The 20,967-nt window shown below is 68.5% G+C and carries 18 protein-coding genes; 10 read left to right on the top strand and 8 right to left on the bottom strand.

From position 1 onward, the window contains the following. Positions 1-182: 182 nt before the first annotated feature. From MYA_RS20705 to MYA_RS20695, 3 genes are all read left to right on the top strand, one after another. Positions 183-2,174, top strand: coding sequence for a hybrid sensor histidine kinase/response regulator (locus MYA_RS20705; RefSeq protein WP_041494137.1), 1,992 nt, complete (start codon positions 183-185; stop codon positions 2,172-2,174). A gap of 36 nt (positions 2,175-2,210) precedes the next feature. Next, positions 2,211-2,639, top strand: coding sequence for a BON domain-containing protein (locus tag MYA_RS20700; protein WP_014724908.1), 429 nt, complete (start codon positions 2,211-2,213; stop codon positions 2,637-2,639). 427 nt (positions 2,640-3,066) lie between these two features. Then, on the top strand, positions 3,067-3,708 hold the full coding sequence (locus tag MYA_RS20695; RefSeq protein WP_041494136.1) for a DUF4142 domain-containing protein: 642 nt from the start codon (positions 3,067-3,069) through the stop codon (positions 3,706-3,708). A 15-nt stretch (positions 3,709-3,723) separates the two neighbouring features. Here MYA_RS20695 and MYA_RS20690 read toward each other — a convergent pair whose 3' ends face one another. Together MYA_RS20690 and MYA_RS20685 are read right to left on the bottom strand one after the other, a co-directional pair. Continuing rightward, positions 3,724-4,230 (bottom strand): PRC-barrel domain-containing protein, encoded by a 507-nt coding sequence (locus MYA_RS20690; RefSeq protein ID WP_014724906.1) that lies wholly within the window; start codon positions 4,228-4,230, stop codon positions 3,724-3,726. Between the two features lie 47 nt (positions 4,231-4,277). Beyond that, a complete protein-coding gene (locus MYA_RS20685; RefSeq protein WP_011882196.1) occupies positions 4,278-4,709 on the bottom strand; it encodes a CBS domain-containing protein in 432 nt (143 codons plus the stop codon). 1,084 nt (positions 4,710-5,793) lie between these two features. Between MYA_RS20685 and MYA_RS20680 the strand changes: the two genes are divergently transcribed. From MYA_RS20680 to MYA_RS20660, 5 genes are all read left to right on the top strand, one after another. Then, positions 5,794-5,988 carry a hypothetical protein gene (locus MYA_RS20680; protein WP_014724904.1) on the top strand — a complete coding sequence of 65 codons (195 nt, stop codon included), beginning with the start codon at positions 5,794-5,796 and terminating at the stop codon, positions 5,986-5,988. 13 nt (positions 5,989-6,001) lie between these two features. Further along, on the top strand, positions 6,002-6,313 hold the full coding sequence (locus MYA_RS20675; protein WP_014724903.1) for a hypothetical protein: 312 nt from the start codon (positions 6,002-6,004) through the stop codon (positions 6,311-6,313). Positions 6,314-6,534: 221 nt separating this feature from the next. Further along, positions 6,535-7,413: a MipA/OmpV family protein gene (locus MYA_RS20670; RefSeq protein ID WP_014724902.1), complete on the top strand. Its 879-nt coding sequence runs from the start codon at positions 6,535-6,537 to the stop codon at positions 7,411-7,413. Between the two features lie 109 nt (positions 7,414-7,522). After that, on the top strand, positions 7,523-9,220 hold the full coding sequence (locus MYA_RS20665; protein WP_014724901.1) for a VRR-NUC domain-containing protein: 1,698 nt from the start codon (positions 7,523-7,525) through the stop codon (positions 9,218-9,220). Continuing rightward, positions 9,217-11,526 carry an ATP-dependent DNA helicase gene (locus MYA_RS20660; protein WP_014724900.1) on the top strand — a complete coding sequence of 770 codons (2,310 nt, stop codon included), beginning with the start codon at positions 9,217-9,219 and terminating at the stop codon, positions 11,524-11,526. The genes MYA_RS20665 and MYA_RS20660 overlap by 4 nt, the downstream gene beginning before the upstream one ends. Before the next feature lie 24 nt (positions 11,527-11,550). Here the strand turns inward: MYA_RS20660 and MYA_RS20655 are convergent, their stop codons facing one another. The 3 genes from MYA_RS20655 to shiA all read right to left on the bottom strand — a co-directional run bounded on the left by MYA_RS20655 (position 11,551) and on the right by shiA (position 15,337). Continuing rightward, the gene (locus MYA_RS20655; RefSeq protein ID WP_011882203.1) at positions 11,551-12,321 is read right to left on the bottom strand and encodes an IclR family transcriptional regulator domain-containing protein; all 771 of its coding nucleotides are present in this window, start codon (positions 12,319-12,321) and stop codon (positions 11,551-11,553) included. A gap of 181 nt (positions 12,322-12,502) precedes the next feature. Then, positions 12,503-13,804 carry a UDP-N-acetylglucosamine 1-carboxyvinyltransferase gene (locus tag MYA_RS20650; RefSeq protein ID WP_014724898.1) on the bottom strand — a complete coding sequence of 434 codons (1,302 nt, stop codon included), beginning with the start codon at positions 13,802-13,804 and terminating at the stop codon, positions 12,503-12,505. A gap of 225 nt (positions 13,805-14,029) precedes the next feature. Further along, positions 14,030-15,337, bottom strand: coding sequence for a shikimate transporter (shiA, locus tag MYA_RS20645; RefSeq protein ID WP_014724897.1), 1,308 nt, complete (start codon positions 15,335-15,337; stop codon positions 14,030-14,032). A 353-nt stretch (positions 15,338-15,690) separates the two neighbouring features. Between shiA and MYA_RS20640 the strand changes: the two genes are divergently transcribed. Then, positions 15,691-16,818, top strand: a complete 1,128-nt coding sequence (locus tag MYA_RS20640) for a 4-hydroxyphenylpyruvate dioxygenase family protein (protein WP_014724896.1) — start codon at positions 15,691-15,693, stop codon at positions 16,816-16,818. 308 nt (positions 16,819-17,126) lie between these two features. Here MYA_RS20640 and MYA_RS20635 read toward each other — a convergent pair whose 3' ends face one another. The 3 genes from MYA_RS20635 to MYA_RS20625 all read right to left on the bottom strand — a co-directional run bounded on the left by MYA_RS20635 (position 17,127) and on the right by MYA_RS20625 (position 20,050). Continuing rightward, on the bottom strand, positions 17,127-18,458 hold the full coding sequence (locus MYA_RS20635; protein ID WP_014724895.1) for a type II toxin-antitoxin system HipA family toxin: 1,332 nt from the start codon (positions 18,456-18,458) through the stop codon (positions 17,127-17,129). Between the two features lie 2 nt (positions 18,459-18,460). Beyond that, complete coding sequence (locus tag MYA_RS20630; RefSeq protein WP_014724894.1) at positions 18,461-18,877, bottom strand: helix-turn-helix domain-containing protein; 417 nt, start codon at positions 18,875-18,877, stop codon at positions 18,461-18,463. A gap of 282 nt (positions 18,878-19,159) precedes the next feature. Further along, positions 19,160-20,050 (bottom strand): LysR substrate-binding domain-containing protein, encoded by an 891-nt coding sequence (locus MYA_RS20625; protein ID WP_014724893.1) that lies wholly within the window; start codon positions 20,048-20,050, stop codon positions 19,160-19,162. 158 nt (positions 20,051-20,208) lie between these two features. On the opposite strand from MYA_RS20625, the gene MYA_RS20620 reads away from it, so the two are divergent. After that, on the top strand, positions 20,209-20,709 hold the full coding sequence (locus MYA_RS20620; protein ID WP_014724892.1) for a lipocalin-like domain-containing protein: 501 nt from the start codon (positions 20,209-20,211) through the stop codon (positions 20,707-20,709). The last annotated feature ends 258 nt before the right edge of the window (positions 20,710-20,967 follow it).

The raw sequence follows: 20,967 nt of genomic DNA, 5'->3' as shown, positions 1-20,967 counted from the left end.
CGCGGCGGGCCATCCGACATGCGCCGCTGCGACATGCGGGGCGGTCCGCGGCCTACGCCCGAGATCCCGCGCAGGTACGCTGGTTGCTGCGCCGTCGAGGCTCGCCCGGCATGCTTTGCGGCTAGTCCTCCGCCGGGGCGGCAGCCGCGAAATGACGGTCGCCGGCGCGATGCAAGGTAAAGATGAGGACCTTAACCCGTGAGCTCTTTCGGCAGGGCGCGTGGGTGCTGCTTGCTGTCGGGGTGGCGTCCGCGCTGCAGGCGTGGGCGATTCGCGTCGTCGGCGTGCATGAGCCCTTCGCACCGCTGCCGTTCTATGCCGGCGTCGCGGCCGCCGCCTGGCTGACTTCGCTGGCCGGCGGGCTCGCTGCGACCGCCGTCAGTCTCGCCGTGATCGGCGCGCTGTGGTGGCGCCCGGCGGCGCCTTCCGAATTGCTGGCCCAGGCCGTCGCGTTCGTCGCGATCAGTTTCGTCGAGTGCGCACTGGTCGTGGCCGTCAAGCCGCTGTTTGCGAACGACCGCTTGCGCGGCGCCGACAGCGACGACGAAGCGCCCAGCCCGACGCGTCGCGAGCCCGCAGCCGCGCCGCTCGAGCATGCGCCTTCCGACGACTTGGCGTTGTTGCACAGCGTGGTCGACGCGTCGCCCGACGCCATCGTCGGCGTCGACGCGGGACGGCGGATCGTCAGCTGGAACCGGGCCGCGCGTCGGATCTTCGGCGTCGATGCGACGGCGGCAATCGGTCGCGACGTCACGACGTTGATCGCACCGCGCTGGCTCCGGCTGCAGCCGCTTCCGGCGTCGTTCGAGCACCCGCGCGCGGCCGTCGGCCCGTTCGACGTGCTGTGCGTGCGCGGCGACGGCGGCCGTTTCCGCGCGAGCTTCGCGGCCGCACCGATCGTCGATGCCGGCGGCCACTGCACGGGCCTGTCGATCACGCTGCGCGAGGCCGACCAACGGCGGCGCGACGAGCGCGGCCACCTGCGGGCGTTGCGCGGCGCACGCGTGCAGGCGGACCAGTCGAACCGGCTGAAGGACGAATTGCTGTCCACCGTATCGCACGAACTACGCACGCCGCTGAACGTGATCTACGGCTGGGTCGAGGTGTTGCGCAGCGTCGACGGTCAGGCATTCGCGCAGCAGGCGATCGATGCGATCGATCGCAGCGCGCGGTCGTTGTCGCGGATGGTCGGCGACCTGCTCGACGCATCGTCGCTCGCGACCGGGCGTACGCGGCTCGAGCGCGCGCCGGTCGATCTGGTGCGCATCGTGCGCGACGCGGTGCGCGAACTCGGCGGGAGCGCGGACGCGAACGGCATCGCGCTGTCGACCGACTGCGCATTGACGAACTGCGTCATTTCCGCGGACGGGGAGCGCTTGCGCCAGGTGCTGTCCAACTTGCTGTCGAACGCGATCAAGTTCACACCGTCGGGCGGTCGCATCACCGTGTCGCTGGCCCGCGCCGGCGCGCGCGTGCGCATGGCGGTCACCGATACGGGCCACGGCATTTCCGCCGAGCGTTTGCCGCATCTGTTCGATACGTTCAACCGGCCGGAAGGCGCCGCGGCCTCGCCGAAACGCGGGTTGGGGCTCGGCCTGTCGATCGTGCGCAATATCGTGCGGCTGCACGGCGGCGACGTGGCGGCGAGCAGCCCTGGCGCCGGCCTCGGCACGACCGTGACGGTGACGTTGCCGGTGGACTGGGACGCCGACGATCCGGCCGCTGATCCGGCGCGCCCGGCCACGGCGTTGAAGGCGGTCGCGCTCGACGGCTACCGCGTGCTGGTCGTCGACGACGACGCCACGTCGCGCGCGAGTCTCGCGGCCGCGCTCGAAACGTTCGGCGCGCAGGTCGCACTGGCGCATTCAGGGCGCGACGCGCTGAACGCGCTGTCGCGCCAGCGGCCTGGCGTCGTGCTGTCCGATCTCGCCATGCCCGACGGCGACGGCTTCTGGCTGCTCGATCACATCCGTCATCTGCCGGGCGACGACGCACGCATGCCCGTGGTTGCCGTGACCGCGCATACCGGCGCGGAAGACCGCAAGCGCGTGATGGCGGCCGGCTTCGACGCGTATCTGCCCAAGCCGGTCGATATGCCGACGCTCGCGAGCGTGATCGTCGACGTGTCGTCCGAAGGCGACGGAGCGGCGGCGGCCGGCCGGGGACAGCACTGAATTGCGGCGGCATGCACCCATCCCGAGGAGCGGACGATGAAGCGATCGAACTACACGCAACGCGACGGCACCGGCGGCCGACCGGCGCATCGCATGCGGATGCGGATGCGGATGCGGATGCGGCCGGCCGCGCAGATCATCGGCGCGTGGCTGCTGTCCTGCGCGTGCGTCGCGACGCCGCGCGCGGCAGCGGCCGACGAAAGCGTGGGGCACAAGCTCGCGAGCGAAGCATCGGCGGTGGGCGGCCAGCTGCGCGATGCGACGCTCGCATCGCGTATCCGCGCGGCGCTCGTGGCCGAGCGCGGCCTCGCGTCCGACGACATCGATGTCCAGGTCCACGGCCGCGTGGCCGAGTTGACGGGCAGCGTGCCGGACGAGCCGCAGCATGCGGCGGCGATCCGCGTCGTGCGTGACGTCAGCGGCGTGAGCGGTGTGCAGGATCGGCTGAAGGTGGGCCGGAAGTAGCGCGACGCAGCGGGGTGGTCGAGTTGACGGCGCGGCGTGGGTGCTGGAACGGCATAAAGATGCATTGGAAGTGACGCGCCCCGAGCGCGTAGGCGAGTCGACACGCAGCGGCAACGTGCGGCGGCGTTTCGCGTCGTAAATGCGACAGGCGGGCCGGCGGGGGCGCACGAGCCGCTGAACGTACGCTGGGGAGTAGCACGCTGCACCAGCGTGGTGATGCGGCAGCACGTCACGGCGCGCTTTACATCGTGCGTGACACGGAGGGCGTGTGCGACAGACGTGTCGACGGTGCGCTGAAAGTAGCACGACGGACGAGCGCGTCTGACGGTTGCAAGTGTTCGGAATGTGCGCTGCGCCGCCGCGACGCATACGCCCGCAGCCGTCGCGATTTTCGCGCGCCGATCGACCGACGAATACGGAGACGCCGATGAAGACGAGCACGAACCATCACGGCAACAGAGGCCACCGCAGGGCGTCCCCTCGCATCCCGCTGCTGCTGTCGATACCGACGGCGCTTGCACTGGCCGCCACCTCGGCGCTCCCGCAGCCGCCCCCGGCATCCTCGGTGCGCGTTGCCCCTGGCGTCGTGCGCCCGGGCGAGACGCCCGACGAGGCGGACATGACACGGCGGCCCACCGGTTTCGATGCGGAGTTCGTCGACAAGGCCGGCATCGTCGGCAAGACGGCGGTGCAGGCGAGCCAGCTCGCGCTCGAGCGCTCGTCGAATCCGCAATTGAAGGCGTTCGCGCGCAGAATCGTCGACGACTACGGCCGCATGACGGCCGAACTGCGCCGGCTCGGCGCACGTAAAGGCGTGCCCGTGCAGACGCGCATGCTGGTCGACCCGGCGCTCACTGCGCTGCGCACCGAAACGGGCGTGGCGTTCGACAAAGGCTATCTGTCGGTCGCCGGGCCGACGGCGCAGGCGGCGGCGGTGAAGCTCTACGAAGCCGAACGTCGCGACGGCCGCGACGCGCAGCTTCGCGCGTTCGCGGCCGATGCGCTGCCCACCCTCAACGAACACCTTCGCGCGGCGCGCGAGCTTGCACGGTCCGTTGCGGCGCGTTAGGCCGCCATCTCCATCTCATTGCCGCCCGGTCGTCGCGTCATTCTCCGGGCCGCCGGGCGACGCCTCGTAAGGCGGCGAATCGAGCGCCGTTTCGCCTTCCTCGATCAGCCAGTAGGGCGACGCGCCGTAGTACGCATGCAGCGCCTCGGCCCACGCCGGATCGGCCATCGCTGGCCAGCGATCCTTGTCGAAGCCCGGCGCCTCGCGCACGCGCTCGGTCGGCACCGGCAACACGAAGCAGCGACGCTCCGCATCGAGCGTCAGCACGTTCCACGGCAGCGCGAGCAGCTTGTCGCCGATGCCGAGAAAGCCGCCCGACGACACCACCGCATACGCGATCCGGCCGGCGCGCACATCGAGCATGATGTGCGTGACCTTGCCGATGTCGTCGCCGTCGATGGTCAGCACGCGATCGTCTTCCAGCGTGCCGGCGGCCATCACGTCCGGCCCCGGCCCGCCCGTCGAGCGGCCGTCATCGCCGACGATCCCTGCATGCGCGCGTGGCGCCCGGTCGGTTGTCATCGCTGTTCTCCTGGTCGAAACGATAGGGGGTGCCTGGGTAGCCGCCATCACCGCCGGCGCGGCAGCGACACGTCCTCGAGCGTGTTGGCCAGCTCGTCGCGCGCCGGGCCGCCGGCGCGCGTCGCGATGTCGCCGAGCGACACGATGCCGACCACGCGGCGCTGGCCGTCGAGGACCGGCATCCGGTGCAACTGCACGTCGGCCATGCGCTGCTGGACGTCGCCGACGCCGTCGTCCTCGATGCACCATTGCACCGGCGCCGACGCGACGGCCTTCACCGGCGTGTCGGGCGAATGGCCATGCGACAGCGCGCGTATGGCGAGGTCGCGGTCGGTCACGATCGCGACCAGTTCGCCGCCTTCGCATACGGGCAGCACGCCGATGTCGAAGCGCTGCATCAGTTCGGCCGCATGGCGGATCGTGTCGTTCGGCGCGACGCAGACGACGTCGCGCGACATGATCTCGTTGACGCGATACATGGACGCCTCCTTTTTCAGAGCAAGATGAGCGCGGAGCAGGATGCGTGCCGCGCGCGGTTCACTCGCGGCCGGCGAACGGGTCGCGCGGTGCGACAAATTTGCCAGCGCGCTTGTACATCTTCCACGGCTTCCGCCGCGGCCGGCTCGACGAGCAGTGCGTCAGTGTCCGACGCCCGTCATCACGACGATGGCGAACACCAGCGCGCTCTCGACGGCCGCGAGCGCCGCGACGCCCGCGGCGCCGCTGACCTCGTGCCATGCACGTTCCATGCGTTTCATCTGTCTGCTCCGGTCGGTCCGGCCCGGCGCAGCGTGGCCGCGCAGCCTGGGCCGGGTGCCGCCGTCAGCCGTGATCGCGGCGGCGGTGTCAGGACATCCGGCGCGCGTGGTTCGCGCGGAGCCGGAAGGGTGTCGCGGCGTCGATCGCGCTCGCACCGCCGAGGGCGGGTTGGGCGCTGTCAGGGAGCCTTGCATCGATCGGTTCGTCGATATGGACTTCCCGGCACGGCCGTCGCAACACGCTGATGCGGAGACGGAAAGGAGCGGCGGCCGCTGACACGGCATCGCGGCCGCCAGCCCGAGTGATCGAACCTCCGGGATCGAAGGGCGCAACGACCGTACCTGTATACGGCGCGCGGGATGTCGCTTATCGCGACGTCACGCATGCGGACGCGGCAATACATCGCGATCCGCCAAGGGACAAAGAAAGGAAAACGCCGACGAATAAGCCGCTGCGAGGCGACGGTACGCGGTGATTTCTGCACGTGGCGCGAGCGTTTCGACGCATGGAAGCTCGCCCCGCGCATCTATCGAGTTCAATGGAACGTACGAGCGCTGCGTGGGACGGCACCTTCTGCGCGAAGCCGCGCTGCGCGCGCTCATCGCTTGTCGCCGCGAACGCGCGCAGCGCACGGCCCACGTCGCAAGCCCTGCGCTCCGCAGCAACCCGCCGCAGCGGCTCACCACCCCATACCGCCTCGCGTCGCCCGCCGCAAAAAACCCGGCCACCCAGACCCCGCAGGCACGCTGTTTGCGCACGCTCGCCGCGCCAATCGACACGCGTGACCCGCCGCGCAGGAGCCACATGAACAGCCGATCCTTGCTGCACCGTCCGGAACCCACGCCCGACCTCGATCCCGATCCGGCGCTGCCGGAGCACGACGATCCGGTGGACCCGCCCGTGCCGGCCGGCCCGCCGCAAGGCGACCCGCCGTCGCGGCCGCCGCCGGTACGGATGCGGGCGGGGGCGGCGCACCGCAGCCGGCCGCGCGCTCACTGAGAGGAGGACCATCATGGACATTCACGTGCAATCGCCGGACAAGCGCGCGATCGCCCAGGTGCTGGGCCGCTATTTCGAGTCGCGTTCGCTGCGCTATCACATCGAGGAACTGCCGGGCGGTGTGCTGCAGATCGGCTTTCGCGCAAGCGGCCGGCCGGCTGCCGTCACGGTGTCGTTCGACGAGTCGGCTTACGACACGTATACGCACTGGGACGCCAGCCAGAAGCAGCTCGCGCTCGGCCGGCTCGCCGACGGCTTCTCGCGCATGATGTCCAAGCGCAGCACGGCCGCGCTCGCCGGCGACTATCACGTCGAGCGTTTCTGATTCAGCCATTCAGCCCCGGCTTGCGCCGGATCCCGGCAAAGCGCCCCGGCTCAACGGGCGCTTTGCGACTTTGCGCGCGTCGCGTAGGATATTTGCTGTTAAGCGCACGCTACGTTCGCACGGCCCGCTGCCGGCGGCCTTGGCCGGCAGCGCGCGACGCGCTTTGATCAGAGTTCATCTTGATTCGAGTTCGATACGCATACCCGACGGAGATTGCCCCGATGACCGTTGCCCGCCCGTTGCTGTCACCCGGCATGCGCCGGCTGGTGTTCGGCCTGTCCGCCTTCACTGCGCTGACCGCGGTCGGCGCGCGCGACGCGGCGGCCCAGACGCCTTCGCCGCTCGGCGAATGGCAATATTCGGCGGGCGTTCCGCTGCGGAAGATCTTCAGCCCCACGATCCCGACGTGGCAGGTGAGCGTCGGCGCCGCCATGACGCTGCAGCCGCGCTATGAGGGCTCCGATCGCTATCGGGTGATGGGCGGCCCGAACGTCGACATCCGCTATCGCGACCTGTTCTTCCTGTCGACGGGCGAGGGGCTCGGCGCGAACGTGCTGCGCGGGCCGAACTGGCGCGTGAGCATGTCGGTCGGTTATGACCTCGGGCGCCGCTCGGCCGACGACCTCGCCCATCTGAACGGCCTCGACAACATCAACGCGGCGCCGGTGATGAAGCTGGCCGCCGACTACGTGATCTCGAAGGACTTCCCGCTCGTGCTGCGCGCCGACGTGCGGCGCAGCATCGGCGGCTCGAACGGCTGGGTCGGCGACTTCTCCGCGTACATGCCGATGCCCGGCAGCAACGAGCACTTCTTCTGGTTTGCCGGACCGACCGTATCGTTCGCCGATTCGCGCTACATGAACAGCTGGTTCGGCGTGAACCAGGGCGCAGCCGCGCGTTCGGGGCTGCCGGCCTATTCGTCGGGCGCGGGGATGAAGTCGTTCGGCGCCGGCGTGACGATGGTCTGGTTCGTCAACAAGAACTGGTTCGTGACGATGGACGGCGCGATCGAGCAGCTGGTGGGACGCGCAAGACGCAGCCCGATCACGCAGCAGTCGACCAACGGCGTGTTCGACATGTCGGTCAACTACCAGTTCTGACTGCCTCGGCACGCCGCGGCGCGCATGTGACGCACCCGCGCGCGCCTGCGGCATCCGGCGTCACGGTGATATGATTCCGACCTGTACAAACGTACAGTGATCGATCCCCGTGACGCCTGCATCGCCGCCGCCTCCGGCGTTTTACTACCTGACCAATTTCGAACGTGCGCTCGCGTGGCTCGGCGAGCGCTACGACGACCTGCTCGACGCCGCCGAGCGCGCGTTCGTCGCCGAGTTCGCGCGGCTGCCGCAGGCATCGCGCGCATTGCTCGTGCGGATGCTGATGCGCAACGGCTCCGACTTCCGCGCGAGCAAGCTCGCGTATGACGAGATCGGCTGCCCGCTCGACGCGGCCGCGCCGCTCGCCGCGCTCGGCTGGGTCGATCCGGCGCCCGCGCTGACGCTCGACGCGCTGTTCGCGCTGTCGACGCGCGCCGATCTGCTGAAGATGTTTCCGTCGCTCGGTGCGCATGCGGGCGAGCGCAAGCCGGAATGGCTCGAACGCCTGCGCCCGGCTTACGGCGACGTCGCGCAACCGCTCGACGCATGGTGCGCCCAGGCCGACGATCGCGTGCTGCGGGTGACGGTCGGCGCGCTGTGCGAACGGCTGCGGCTGATGTTCTTCGGCAATCTTCATCAGGACTGGACCGAATTCGTGCTCGCCGATCTCGGCGTGTTCCAGTACGAAAGCGTGCCGTTCGCGCCGTCGTCGCGCGCGTTCCAGCAGCGTGCCGACGTCGATGCGTATCTCGCGCTGCACGCGTGCCGCGCGGCGCTCGACGCCTGGCCGGACGAGCTGCCGTTCGACGAGCTGCTCGACGCGATCGACGTGGTCGAATGCGCGCAGCCGTGGCTGGCGACGCGCCGCGCGAAACTGCTGTTCACGCTCGGCCAGACCTGCGAGCGCCGCGCCGACTGGGAAGCCGCGCTCGACGCGTATGCGCGCAGCGCGTGGCCGGGCAGCCGGCATCGACGCATTCGCGTGCTGGAACGCTGCGAACGCATCGCCGATGCACTCGCGCTCGCGCTCGACGCGCGCGAGCGCTTCGAAAGCGACGAGGAACGCCAGCGGGTCGAGCGGATGCTGCCGCGCTTGCAGCGCCGCCTGGGGCAGCCGGTCGAACGCGCGCGCGGCGCGCCGGCCGTGCCGCGCGAGACGCTCGTGCTGGCGCGCCCGGACGCGTCCGTCAGCGTCGAATACGCGGTGCGCGACCATCTTGCGCAGCCGGGCGCGCCGGTCCATTACGTCGAGAACACGCTGATCAATTCGCTGTTCGGACTGCTGTGCTGGGAGCCCGTGTTCGCGGCCGTGCCCGGCGCCTTCTTCCATCCGTTCCAGCGCGGCCCGGCCGACCTGCACGCGCCCGATTTCGCGGTGCGCCGTGCGGACGCGTTCGCCGCCTGTTTCGCACAGCTCGAGTCGGGCGCATACCAGGACACGATCCGTCGGCACTATGCGACCAAGACGGGGCTGCAGTCGCCGTTCGTGTTCTGGGGCGTGCTGACCGACGAACTGCTCGACGACGCGCTCGCGTGCTTGCCGCCCGAGCATTTGCGGCTGTGGTTCACGCGCCTGCTCGCGGATATCCGCAGCAATCGCTCGGGGCTGCCCGATCTGGTGCGCTTCTGGCCCGGCGAGCGGCGCTACGAGCTGATCGAGGTGAAGGGCCCCGGCGACCGGCTGCAGGACAACCAGACGCGCTGGCTCGCGTACTGCGTGGCGCACGGCATCCCGGTGCGCGTCGTCGATGTCGAATGGGCGGGCGCCGGCGTCGAACACGCCGAAGCGGCGGGGCTGTCCGCATGAGCTACGTCGTCGCGGTGCGGGCGATGTGCGAGTTCACCGCGCGGCGCGGCGATCTCGACCTGCGCTTCACGCCCGCGCCGACCGCGCTCGAAGGCATCGCCGGCCACGGCGCCGTCACGTCGGCGCGCGGCGCACGCTACGAAACCGAAATCGCGCTCGCCGGCACGTGGGGCACGCTGACCGTGCGCGGGCGTGCGGACGGCTACGACCCGGTCGCGAACCGCCTCGAGGAGATCAAGACTTACCGCGGCAGCCTCGACGCGATGCCGGCCAACCATCGCGCGCTGCACTGGGCGCAGGCGAAGGTCTATGCGCATCTGATGTGCGCGACGCGCGGCCTCGCCGAAATCGACGTCGCGCTCGTCTATTTCGACATCGTGTCCGAGCGCGAAACGGTGCTGACGGAAACGCTGAGCGCCGAGGCGCTCGCCGCATTCTTCGCCGAACAGTGCGCGTGCTTCGTCGGCTGGGCCGAGCGCGAGGCCGCGCATCGTGCGGCCCGCGATGAGGCGCTGCGCGCGCTGACGTTCCCGCACGGGCAGTTCCGCAGCGGGCAGCGCGAGCTGGCCGTGTCCGTCTATCGCGCGGCGCGCGACGAAGGCTGCCTGATCGCCCAGGCGCCGACCGGGATCGGCAAGACGCTCGGCACCGTGTTTCCGATGCTGAAGGCGTGCGGCGAAGGCAAGCTCGATCACGTGTTCTTCCTGACCGCCAAGACGCCCGGCCGCGCGCTCGCGCTCGACGCGGCCAGGACGCTCGGTGCCGGCACGCCGGCGCTGCCGCTGCGCGTGCTCGAACTCGTCGCGCGCGACAAGGCATGCGAGCATCCCGATCGCGCGTGTCACGGCGAGTCGTGCCCGCTGGCGCAGGGCTTCTACGACCGGCTGCCGGCCGCGCGCGACGCCGCGATCGGCGCGGGGCTGCTCGATCGCGAGACCGTGCGCGCCGCCGCGCTCGCGCACGACGTGTGTCCGTATTACCTCGCGCAGGAGCTGGCGCGCTGGTCCGACATGGCGATCGGCGACTACAACTACTACTACGACGGCAGCGCGATGCTGCATGCGCTCGCGCAGCAGAACCAGTGGCGCGTCGGCGTGCTCGTCGACGAGGCGCACAACCTGCTCGACCGCGCCCGGCGGATGTACAGCGCGTCGCTCGACCCGTTCGCGTTTGCCGCCGCGCGCGAAGCGGCGCCGCCGACGCTGCGCAAGGCGTTCGACCGGCTCGCGCGCGCGTGGGGCGCGCTCAATCGTGCGCAGGCCGAGCGCTATGCGGCGTACCCGGCGATTCCGGCAGGGCTCGTGTCCGCGGTGCAGAACCTCGTGGCGACGATCGGCGAGCACCTGACCGATGCGCCGCGCGCGAACGACGACGCGCTGTTGCGCTTCCATTTCGACGCGATCCAGTTCGGCGTGCTCGCCGATGCATTCGACAGCGCGTCGATCTTCGACGCGACCTTGCACGGCGAGCCGCTGCCGCGTCAGGCGGCACTCGACACGGTCGATGCGCTCGTGCCGGCTGCGCGCCGCCGTCGCATCCAGTCGACGCTGTGCGTGCGCAACGTGATACCGGCCGGTTTTCTCGCGCCGCGCTACGAGGCCGCCCGCGCCACCGTGCTGTTTTCCGGCACGTTGAGCCCGTTCCGGTTCTATCGCGACACGCTCGGCTTGCCGGCCGACACGGGCTGGCTCGACGTCGAAGGGCCGTTTCGCGCCGAGCAGCTGACGGTGCACGTGGCGAGCCACGTGTCGACGCGCTGGCGCGATCGCGACCGCTCGCTCGAGCCGATCGTCGATCTGATCGCCGCGCAATATGCGACACGTCCCGGCAACTACCTCGGCTTTCTGAGCAGCTTCGACTATCTCGCGCGCGTCGTCGCGCTGATGCAGGCGCGCCATCCCGACGTGCCCGTCTGGGCGCAGTCGCCCGGCATGGCCGAAAGCGAGCGCGACGCGTTCCTGGCGCGCTTCGACGCCGGCGGACGCGGCGTCGGCTTCGCGGTGCTGGGCGGGGCGTTCTCGGAAGGCGTCGATCTGGTGGGCGAGCGGCTGATCGGTGCGTTCATCGCGACGCTCGGCCTGCCGCAGATCAACGACGTCAATGAACAGATGCGGCGCGCGATGGACGCGCGTTTCGGCAACGGCTACGACTACATCTATCTGTATCCGGGCCTGCAGAAGGTCGTGCAGGCGGCCGGGCGCGTGATCCGCACCGAACGCGACGAAGGCGTCGTGCATCTGATCGACGATCGCTACCGGCGCCGCGAGGTGCGCGATCTGTTGCCGCGCTGGTGGCGCATCGGTTGAACGCGAGGGCTGTGCGGCGCGCCGCTACAGCACGTTGAGCATCGCGAGCGCCGTTTCCTGCAGATGCGGAAGCACGCGCCGCACCGCCGCGTCGGTCGATTCGCCGGCGATCGGCATGTTGGTGCTCAATGCGGCGACCACTTCGCCGTGACGATTCTTCAGCGGCACCGCGATGCCGCGCACGCCCACCTGCAATTGCTGCTCGATCACCGCGAAGCCCGCGTCGCGCGCGTGGTCGACCTGTTCGAGCAGGCGCGCCTTGTTCGTGATCGTGTGCGGCGTGAACGGCGCCAGTTCGGTGCCGTCGAGCCACGCGCGCACGGCCTCGCGGTCGGGATGATGGGCGAGCAGCACGACGCCCGGCGACGTCAGCGGCGCCGGCACGCGCGCGCCGAGCACGAAGCCGGTCGTCATCACGCGCGACACGCCGTTGCGGGCGATGAACACGAGTTCCCAGCCGTCGAGCACGCTCACGTACGCCGATTCGTTCAGCGACGCGCTCAGTTGCTGCAGATACGGCTGCACCATGCGCGGCAGGCGTGCCGAGTCGAAGTACGACCAGCCGACCCGCAGCACGCGCGGCGTCAGCCCGTAGAGCTTGCCGTCGGTGTACACGTAGCCGAGCGATTCGAGCGTCAGCAGGTAGCGGCGCGCGGCCGTACGCGTGAGGCCGGTGCGCGCGGCGGCCTGGGTGGGCGTCATCCGTGCATGCTGACTGTCGAACGCCTCCAGGATCATCAGGCCTTTTTCCAGGCCGGCAATCCAGTCGCGTCGGTCGAGTTCGGGCTTTTTCATCGTCGAGGGCGGAGTGGGGCGCGTGCGGTCGCCGCGCCTGGACGGGCGATCATCGTGCGAATGCGCGGCTGGGAGGCGAGGCGGTCGATGCGGTCGACGGCTTGCGATGGAGGACGCCGCAGCGACGCGGCGGGATGGGCACGAAGCATCGGATGCGGCGTGCGCCGCATCCGGGATGCCGTTACTCGCTGCTCGTCCACTCGACGTTCGCGCCGACCGAACGCAGGTTTTCGACGAAGTGCGGATGGGCACGACGGATCGGCAGCGCGTTCATGATTTCCGAACGGCCTTCGATGCTCGCGGCCACCATCAGCAGCGCGATCGCGACGCGGATGATGTACGGGCTTTCGACGCGCGCCGGCGTCAGCGCCAGCCCACCGAACGTGATGAGCCGGTGCGGGTCCGACAGCAGCACGTGCGCGCCGAACTTCGACAGCTCGCCGGACCAGCCGAGCGCGCCGTCGTAGACCTTGTTCCAGAACATCGCGCTGCCTTCGGCGCGCACGCCGAGCGCGATGAAGATCGGCAGCAGGTCGACCGGCAGGTACGGCCACGGCGCGGCTTCGACCTTCGTGAGGATGTTCTGCGTAAACGGACGCCGCACGCGCAGCGGGCCGTCGCGTTCCGCGCGCGACCAGCCGTCGCGGTGCGTGACGGTCACGCCGAACTTCGCGAAGGTGCGGTCGATCAGCGGGAAATGCTCGGGCGACGAATTGCGCACCGTGATGTCGCCGCCGGTGATCGCGCCGAGCGCGAGGAACGTCGCGATCTCGTGGAAGTCCTCGGCGAAACGGAACTCGCCGCCGCCGAGCTTGCCGCCGCCCGTCACGCACAGCCGCGAGGTGCCGAGCCCGTCGATCGCGACGCCGATCATCGCGAGGAACTGGCAGAACTCCTGCACGTGCGGCTCCGACGCCGCGTTCATCAGCGTGGAGGTGCCGCTGGCCGCCGTCGCGCACAGCGCGAAGTTTTCGGTGGTCGTCACCGATGCGTAGTCGAGCCAATGATCGTTGGCCGTCAACGGGCCGTCGGCGCGGACGATCAGCGAATCGGGCGTGCGCTCGATGTGCGCGCCGAAGCGCTCGAACACCTCGACGTGCGGGTCGATTTCGCGCACGCCGAGCGTGCAGCCCTTCACGTCGTTTTCGAGCCGCGCGACGCCGAAGCGCGCAAGCAGCGGCGGAATCAGCATGATCGACGAGCGCATCGCCTCCGGCAGCCGGTGGACGGCCGGATCGAACGTCGTGTTGCGGTGGTGCAGCTCGAGGATGCCCGTCGCGAAGTCGACCGACACGTCGCTGCCGAGCGTGCGGAAGATGTCGAGGATCTTGCGCACGTCGGTGATGTCCGGCACACCGACGAGACGCAGCGGCTGATCGGTCAACAGGGTGGCGCACAGGATCGGAAGGACGGCGTTCTTGTTCGCGGACGGCTTGATGTCCCCGCGCAGCGGGGTGCCGCCGTGGACGATGAGATTCGACATGATATGGGGGCGTATCGGTGACTGACGTAGGCCCATATGATGCCATTGGTCGGCGACCGGCGTGGAATGTTCGGCACGGAAAAGGGGCGTGCGCGTGGGGGGCTTGACCGTGTTTGACGTTGGCTGCAGGCGCGACGCGCGGCTGCAGGTCGGCCGGGCGCCGCGCCGCGCATGGCCGGGCCCATATGGCCGGCCGATGCCGGGCCGGCCATGACGCTCATGGCGTCATTGGGCGACCCGCATCCGCGCGGCGACGACCAGCGAGATCAGGCAACCCACGGCGAGATAGCCGGCCACGAGATGCCACGCGCCGCCCGCGAAGCTGACCAGCGCCACCGCGATGAACGGCGTGAAGCCGCCGCCGACGACGCTCGCGAACTGGTAGCCGACGCCCGCGCCGCTGTAGCGGTACTCGGCGCCGAACAGCTCGGTGAAGAGCGGCTGCTGGACGCTGACCACCATGTCGTGCGCGGCATTGGCGAGCAGGATCGAGAACACGACGATCCACGCGACCGAGCGCGACTCCAGCGCGACGAAGAACGGCACCGCCGATGCGAGCCCGATCAGCGCGCCGGTCAGATAGATGCGGCGCAGGCCGAAGCGATCGGCGAGCCACGCGAAGCTCGGGATCGTCACGCAGCTCACCGTGCCGACCAGCAGGCCGATGTTCAGGAACAGGTCGCGCGACATGCCGAGGTTCGACGTCGAATAGCTGAGCGCGAACGCGGTGACGATGTACATCGTGAACAGCTCGGCCAGCCGCAGCGCGACGATCAGCAGGAACGCCTTCGGATGGCGCGTCAGCGCTTCGAGCACCGGCAGACGCAGCTTGCGGTTGCCGTGCTCGACCTTCTCGACGAACTCCTGCGACTCGTCCATGCTCTTGCGCACCCACAGTCCGACCAGCACCAGCACGATGCTGAACAGGAACGGCAGCCGCCAGCCCCACGACTTGAACGCGGCGTCGCCGAGCGTGTGGCTCAGGATCGACACGATGCCCGTGGCCAGCACCAGCCCGACGCCGTAGCCGACCTGCACGCCGCTGCTGTAGAACGCCTTCTTCTGCTTCGGCGCGCTTTCGACGGCCATCAGCGCCGCGCCGCCCCATTCGCCGCCGACCGCGAAGCCCTGGATCGCGCGCATCGTCACGAGCAGCACCGGCGCCCACCAGCCGATCGTCGCGAAGCCGGGCAGCAGGCCGATCGCGACGGTCGACAGCCCCATCAGCATCACGGTGAGCACCAGCATCCGCTTGCGGCCGAGCCGGTCGCCGTAATGGCCGAACACGACGCCGCCGAGCGGGCGGAACAGGAAGCCGACGCCGAAGGTCGCGAACGCCGCGAGCGTGCCCATCGTCGGGCTGACCTTCGGGAAGAACGCGGAATTGAAGACCAGCGCGGCGACGATTCCATACAGCAGGAAGTCGTACCAGTCGACGACGGCGCCGACAAAGCTGCCGATCGCCGCCTTGCGGGCCTGGCTGCGGGCGCGCTCGCCGGCAGCGGTGTCGAGGGTGTCGAAAGTTGGGGTCACGACGGTGTCTCCTGGCATCGCGCATCGTGATTCGCGGCGGCGCCGCGTCCGATGCTGCATTGAGATGATTGGGTGAACCGAGAATAGGGCGCGCGCCGCACGACGGCAATTGGCCGATCGGGAGATTTGCGCGATTATCGTTCTTCGATGTGCGATTATCGGACGCTTTGCGGGTTTGCACTAGACGCGCCACCGGCTGGCCGAACGGCCGGGGTGTGCCGCCGTGAACGATCTGGTTAAAATCTCGACCATCGAAACCTTGCCCGACTCGGGCGGACCTCGGCCGTCGCATCGGCCGGCGGGCGCCGCGCAGGTCGGGCGTACTCACCGACCGCATGCCTCCGGAGACTGGAATGCCCGGCAATTCTCACCCACTGTCCAGCGATACGCCGCCCGTTGCCGATCCGGCCGCCAATCCGCTCGGGATGGCCGGACTCGAATTCGTCGAGTTCGCGGCGCCGGTGCCGGACGCGCTCGCGCAGCGCTTCGAGCAACTCGGGTTCAAGGCTGTCGCGCGCCATGTCAGCAAGAACGTCACACTGTACCGGCAAGGACAGATGCAGTTCCTGATCAATGCGGAGCCCGATTCATTCGCCGCTCGCTATGCGGAGGAGTACGGGATGGGCGTGTGCGCGATCGGGCTGCGCGTGGCAAGCGCCCGGCGTGCGTTCGAGCGGGCGATCGAGCTGGGGGCGTGGGCGTTCGAGGGCGAGCGGGTCGGCGTCGGCGAACTGAAGATTCCGGCGATCCAGGGCATCGGCGATTCGCACCTGTACTTCGTCGATCGCTGGCGCGGGCGCGACGGTCAGCGCGGCGGCGTGGGCGATATCTCGATCTTCGACATCGATTTCCGGCCGATCGACATCGCGACCGCGCACGCCGATCTCCACTGCGAGGGCACCGGGCTGCAACAGGTCGACCACTTCACGCAGACGGTCGGCGCGGGGCGCATGCGCGAGTGGCTCGACTTCTACCACGACCTGCTGCACTTCCGCGAAATCCACGAGATCGACGCGCACTGGCACGTGTCGGAGGAATCGCGCGTGATGGTGTCGCCCTGCGGCGCGGTGCGGATTCCGGTCTACGAGGAGGGCACGCGCCGCACCGAGCTGATGCACGCGTATCTGCCCGATCATCCCGGTGAGGGCGTGCAGCACATCGCGCTCGCGACCGACGATATCGTCGCGAGCGTCGATGCGCTGCGCGCGAACGGCGTCGAATTCGTCGAGCCGCCGGCGCGCTATTACGACGAAGTCGATGCGCGACTGCCGGGGCACGGCGTCGATCTCGACGCGTTGCGCCGCTGCGCGGTGCTGGTCGACGGCGAAATCGGCGCCGACGGCGTGCCGCGCCTGTTCTTCCAGACCTTCGTCAAACGCCGGCCCGGCGAGATCTTCTTCGAGATCGTGCAGCGTCAGGGGCATCACGGGTTCGGCGAAGGAAACCTCGCCGCGCTGGCGCGCGCCCGCGACGCCGGCTGAGCGGTACGGCGGATTGCTTAAGCGCGGCCGCCGCAAGCAGGGCGGCAGCCGCGGCGGTGCTTTCAGCGAGTGCCGGACGCGAGTACGCGGCGGCATGCCGCTTCGAGCCGTTCGCGCATTGCATTGGTCGGGCGCCGGTCGTGCGGTTGCGCAGTGGCGGCCGTGGTCCCGATCGCCGCTCGGCGGAGCGCAGGATCGAGTACGACGGGCTCCGTGCCGGGCACGCAGCTGCATGAGCACGGCGGCGACTATCGTGCGGACCACGGGTGCGGCCGCATTCTGCGCACGCTGCGTGGTGTGCAGGCGGCCTAGTCGGCCGCCTGCAGCTTGCGCGCCTGAGCGCGCATCCCGTCGAAGATCGCGTCGGCCACATCCATCGGGAAATCCGCCGGAATGTGCGACGCGACGTCGGTGATCACCGCTTCCGTGCGTGCCGCCACGTCGGCCATGGCTGCGCGCACGTCGTCCTCGGTCAGCCCGACGCGGCTGCCTTGCGCGATCCAGTGACGCGGCCGGATGTCGCCGATCACGTAATGGCGATTCTTCCCGCACACGGCCATCGCGAGCCGTGCGCGCCGCGGCGACAGCTGGTTGCGGCGCGTCCCGATGATCGGATGCGCGGACAACACGTCGTACAGCGGCGTGCTGCGATACGTGTTCCCCGGCAAGTGCGCGATGCTGAAGTTCTTCGCGTGGCCGTCGATGGCCGCGAGTACCCAGAACACCAGCTGCGTGACGAAGAAGTTCATCCGGTCCTGCGCGGCGGCGGAATTCGCGAGGATGCCCATGATCGCCGCGATGCCCGGACCGCCGTCGGATTCGTATTTCATGCCCGACGGCGTGCCGGTAGCCTGGCACATGTCCTCTTGCGGCAGCCGCAGGATCCATGTGCGGTTGCGGGACGGTCTGCGATCGAAGCGCTCGACCACCAGCGCCTTCTGATCGTCGAACCGGCCGATGTCGCAGGCGGCCACCGGCAAGCCGTAAGCGGCGACGATCTTCGAGCACAGCCATTCATTTTCGACCGACGTCCGCATGTCGGCCTGCATGTTGCCGACGCGGCCCAGCGGCAGCTTGAAGATATGAGTGGTGGGCGTGCTGCCCGACGGCAGCATCCAGCGGTTGCCGTGACGCAGCAGCGCGGTTTTTTCCTGCGCGCCGGCGATCGACAGGCGCAGTTCGTCGCCCGATTCGGCATGGCCCGGCAGCGGCGCGGCGGTCGCGTCGCGCAGCACGCCGGCCACGGCCGCTTCGTCGAGCACCGTGCCGTCGATCGATTCGAGGTCCAGCGGCGTCTCGTCGGGCGGCAGCAATTGCAGCGCGCCGACGCAGTCACGGCCGATCGACGCGAGCAGTTCGAACGGCGCCGTGGACGCCAGCCGATAACGCTGCGCGATGCGGCGGCGGATCGGCTGGCTGTCGGGCAGCAGGTTGTCGAAGTAGTCGGCGACGGTCGCGCCCTGATGCGGCTGGTTGCCCGGCGTGAATGGCAGCGACAGGGACAACGGCCGGCCCTGCGGATCGTCGATCCAGGTGGGCAGGTAGACGAGGCGTTCGACGCCGCGTCGAATTTCCCAATAACCGACCGGAATGCCGTTCATCCACAGGTCGAGACGGTCGTGGCGGGGGCGGCGAACCATCGTCACCAGTCCTCGCGGCCGGCGTCACGCGCTTTGCGCGGTGCGGCCGCGGCAGGCTGCTTGCGCGTGGCCGCACGCGTGGCTTTCGCGGCGGCCGGCGCCGGGGCGGGCTGAGCGGACCGGTTTGACGAGCCGGACGAGCTACGCCGAGACGGCGGCGATGTCTGCTCGGGCGCGGACGCGGAAGGTGCGGGCGCCGCAGCGTCGCCGGGCTCGAGCGTCACGCGCACGCCGAGCACATTCAGCACCTTGAAAAGCCGTTCCATACTGACTGCCGAGGGATTGGCCTCGAGCTGCGCGTACGACTGCTGCGTGACGCCGAGGCGGGCCGCGAGTTGCGCCTGCGTGAGCCCAGCTGCCTTTCGGAAGCCGACGAGGATCGGGCGCAATTGGGGCAAGGTCTGGACAGGGAATGCCATGGGCTCTCCGCGGAATGACAGGCGATCGCTTGTAATGGGTAAATACAGTCTATCGAATGTATTTGCAAGATACAAATCGTAGCCTGTATTCGGCGAAAACAAGCGATAGGCTGTTGGGGAGTCGCTGGGGCGGAGCGTGGAACGGGGCTGCTGCGCGCCTTATGGGCGGTGGTTGCAGTCGCGGTGCGACAGGTTGTTGGTGCCGCGCCGCGACTGAGCCGCTTCATGACATGACCTGCTGGTCCAAGTGGCACGGTTTTGTGGGCTAGGGTTGCGATCGCGCTACGCGGCACGTCGTGCATCGGCAAGATTCGCGATCAGATTGTCGACCACGACGCGCTTCAGACTGACGAGCGCCGCCGACGCGTCGAGATCGCCCGAGTGGATGCACAGCTCGACCGACGGCAGCGGCGGCAGGCCGTCCCGTTCGCCCAGCCGGCGTAGCGTCGGCGGGACGCCGGCCATCGTCCTCAGCGTGATCCCCAGCCCGCCCGCGACGCCCGCCCACAGGCTTTGCAGGCTGCCTGTCGTATAGGCAAGTCGCCACGGGATACCTGCGTTGTCCAGCGCGCTCGTGCCGGCCTTGCGGAACATGCAGGGCGACTTGTACAGCGCAAGATCGAGCGGCTTGCCGGATGGCGGACGGATGTCGAGGCCGGCCGGCCCGATCCACGCCATCGGCAGGGTGATTAGGTGCTCGGCGTCGGCACGGCTTTCGGCACCCATCGCGAGCACGACGTCAAGTTCGCCTGCGTCGAGCCGCTCGAGCAATTGTCCGTTGCGTTCGACCACGATTTCCACGCGCACCGCAGGATGTGTGCGTTTGAACTGGCCGAGCGCGGTGGGCAGCCACGATTCGGCGAAGTCTCCGGGCAGACCAAAGCGAACCGCGCCTTCGATCGCCGAGCCGCGGATCGCTTGCACGGCCTCGTCATTCAATTCCAGGATGCGGCGTGCATACGACAACATCAGATCACCCGCCTCCGTCGGGACGAGGCCGCGCCCCTGGCGACGAAATAGCGGCTGGCCGATCTGCGTTTCGAGCTTGCGCATCTGCTGGCTGACCGCGGATTGCGAGCGGCCGATCCGGTCCGCGGCGCGATTGAGGCTGCCGAGCCGGTCGGCAGCGAGCAGTGTGCGCAGCGCGTCCATGTCGAGATTAGGAACGGTCATGATGTCGTTTCTCTTATGGGTCCGTTTCGAATTATCGTATTTATCGCACATTTTCGCAGCTACCATCAACTCGACCATCTCCCCCGACGGGGATGGATGCGGATTCCGTTGCCGATATAGGCGGTGTGTCTTTCAAATCTTTCATCTAAGGAGTGACCATGAACATCGGTTCGATATTCAGACAAGGTATCCCTGGCTTGCTACTGGCCGCATCGATCATTCCGGCCGGCGCGTCCGCTGCGCCGTCGCTCGCAGGTACCTGGACACTCGTCGCCGCCGACGTTCAACATCCCGATGGGACGCGTGGCCGCGACTATGGTGCCGATCCGAAGGGCTTGCTGTTGATCGACACGAGCGGAAATTATTCGCTGCAGATCTTCAAATCGGAACGGCCGCGCTTTTCGTCGAATGACAAAAGCAAGGGCACGCCCGACGAGTATCGAGATGCAGTGCTGGGATCAAGCACGCATTACGGTTCAATCACGATCGATCCGGCAGAGGGCACGCTGACGTTTCACATCAAAAACTCGTCGTTCCCGAATTGGGTAGGACAGGAACAGAAAAGGAATTACGAATTGAAAGGGAATGAATTGAGTTATCGCGTAACGCCGCGACCGAATGGCGATGTGCCGATTTCCGTCTGGCGGCGCGTGGATTGAGCATTGTTTCCAATTAAAGCGGAAATCGGTTGTCGTGCGATTGAAACATCTTCATTCTGGATATAACCTGCTTTGGCATTAGCCTTCGAGCGAGCTGTTAAAACTGCCAGTGAATACGATTTTTAAAAAGACGTAAGATGGGCTCCGTGACTTGAAATTATGCAGGTTACTCATCAAATAAATATTCTTAATCCCATTTGAGGTTGGCTTACCGCCTCCTTGTCGAATCGCCGGAGATCGTCCTCGGTAAACGGAAAG

It is taken from the genome of Burkholderia sp. KJ006, assembly GCF_000262695.1.
Lineage (GTDB): Bacteria > Pseudomonadota > Gammaproteobacteria > Burkholderiales > Burkholderiaceae > Burkholderia > Burkholderia vietnamiensis.
Note: the sequence above shows the minus strand (reverse complement) of the source record. Positions and strands in the feature narration are given on the sequence as shown.

What these genes read in the sequence shown, in the direction of transcription:
- MYA_RS20705 (WP_041494137.1), top strand. Translation starts at nt 183, where the DNA reads ATGAGGACCTTAACCCGTGAGCTCTTTCGGCAGGGCGCGTGGGTGCTG.
- MYA_RS20700 (WP_014724908.1), top strand. Translation starts at nt 2,211, where the DNA reads ATGAAGCGATCGAACTACACGCAACGCGACGGCACCGGCGGCCGACCG.
- MYA_RS20695 (WP_041494136.1), top strand. Translation starts at nt 3,067, where the DNA reads ATGAAGACGAGCACGAACCATCACGGCAACAGAGGCCACCGCAGGGCG.
- MYA_RS20690 (WP_014724906.1), bottom strand. Translation starts at nt 4,230, where the DNA reads ATGACAACCGACCGGGCGCCACGCGCGCATGCAGGGATCGTCGGCGAT.
- MYA_RS20685 (WP_011882196.1), bottom strand. Translation starts at nt 4,709, where the DNA reads ATGTATCGCGTCAACGAGATCATGTCGCGCGACGTCGTCTGCGTCGCG.
- MYA_RS20680 (WP_014724904.1), top strand. Translation starts at nt 5,794, where the DNA reads ATGAACAGCCGATCCTTGCTGCACCGTCCGGAACCCACGCCCGACCTC.
- MYA_RS20675 (WP_014724903.1), top strand. Translation starts at nt 6,002, where the DNA reads ATGGACATTCACGTGCAATCGCCGGACAAGCGCGCGATCGCCCAGGTG.
- MYA_RS20670 (WP_014724902.1), top strand. Translation starts at nt 6,535, where the DNA reads ATGACCGTTGCCCGCCCGTTGCTGTCACCCGGCATGCGCCGGCTGGTG.
- MYA_RS20660 (WP_014724900.1), top strand. Translation starts at nt 9,217, where the DNA reads ATGAGCTACGTCGTCGCGGTGCGGGCGATGTGCGAGTTCACCGCGCGG.
- MYA_RS20655 (WP_011882203.1), bottom strand. Translation starts at nt 12,321, where the DNA reads ATGAAAAAGCCCGAACTCGACCGACGCGACTGGATTGCCGGCCTGGAA.
- MYA_RS20650 (WP_014724898.1), bottom strand. Translation starts at nt 13,804, where the DNA reads ATGTCGAATCTCATCGTCCACGGCGGCACCCCGCTGCGCGGGGACATC.
- MYA_RS20640 (WP_014724896.1), top strand. Translation starts at nt 15,691, where the DNA reads ATGCCCGGCAATTCTCACCCACTGTCCAGCGATACGCCGCCCGTTGCC.
- MYA_RS20635 (WP_014724895.1), bottom strand. Translation starts at nt 18,458, where the DNA reads ATGGTTCGCCGCCCCCGCCACGACCGTCTCGACCTGTGGATGAACGGC.
- MYA_RS20630 (WP_014724894.1), bottom strand. Translation starts at nt 18,877, where the DNA reads ATGGCATTCCCTGTCCAGACCTTGCCCCAATTGCGCCCGATCCTCGTC.
- MYA_RS20625 (WP_014724893.1), bottom strand. Translation starts at nt 20,050, where the DNA reads ATGACCGTTCCTAATCTCGACATGGACGCGCTGCGCACACTGCTCGCT.
- MYA_RS20620 (WP_014724892.1), top strand. Translation starts at nt 20,209, where the DNA reads ATGAACATCGGTTCGATATTCAGACAAGGTATCCCTGGCTTGCTACTG.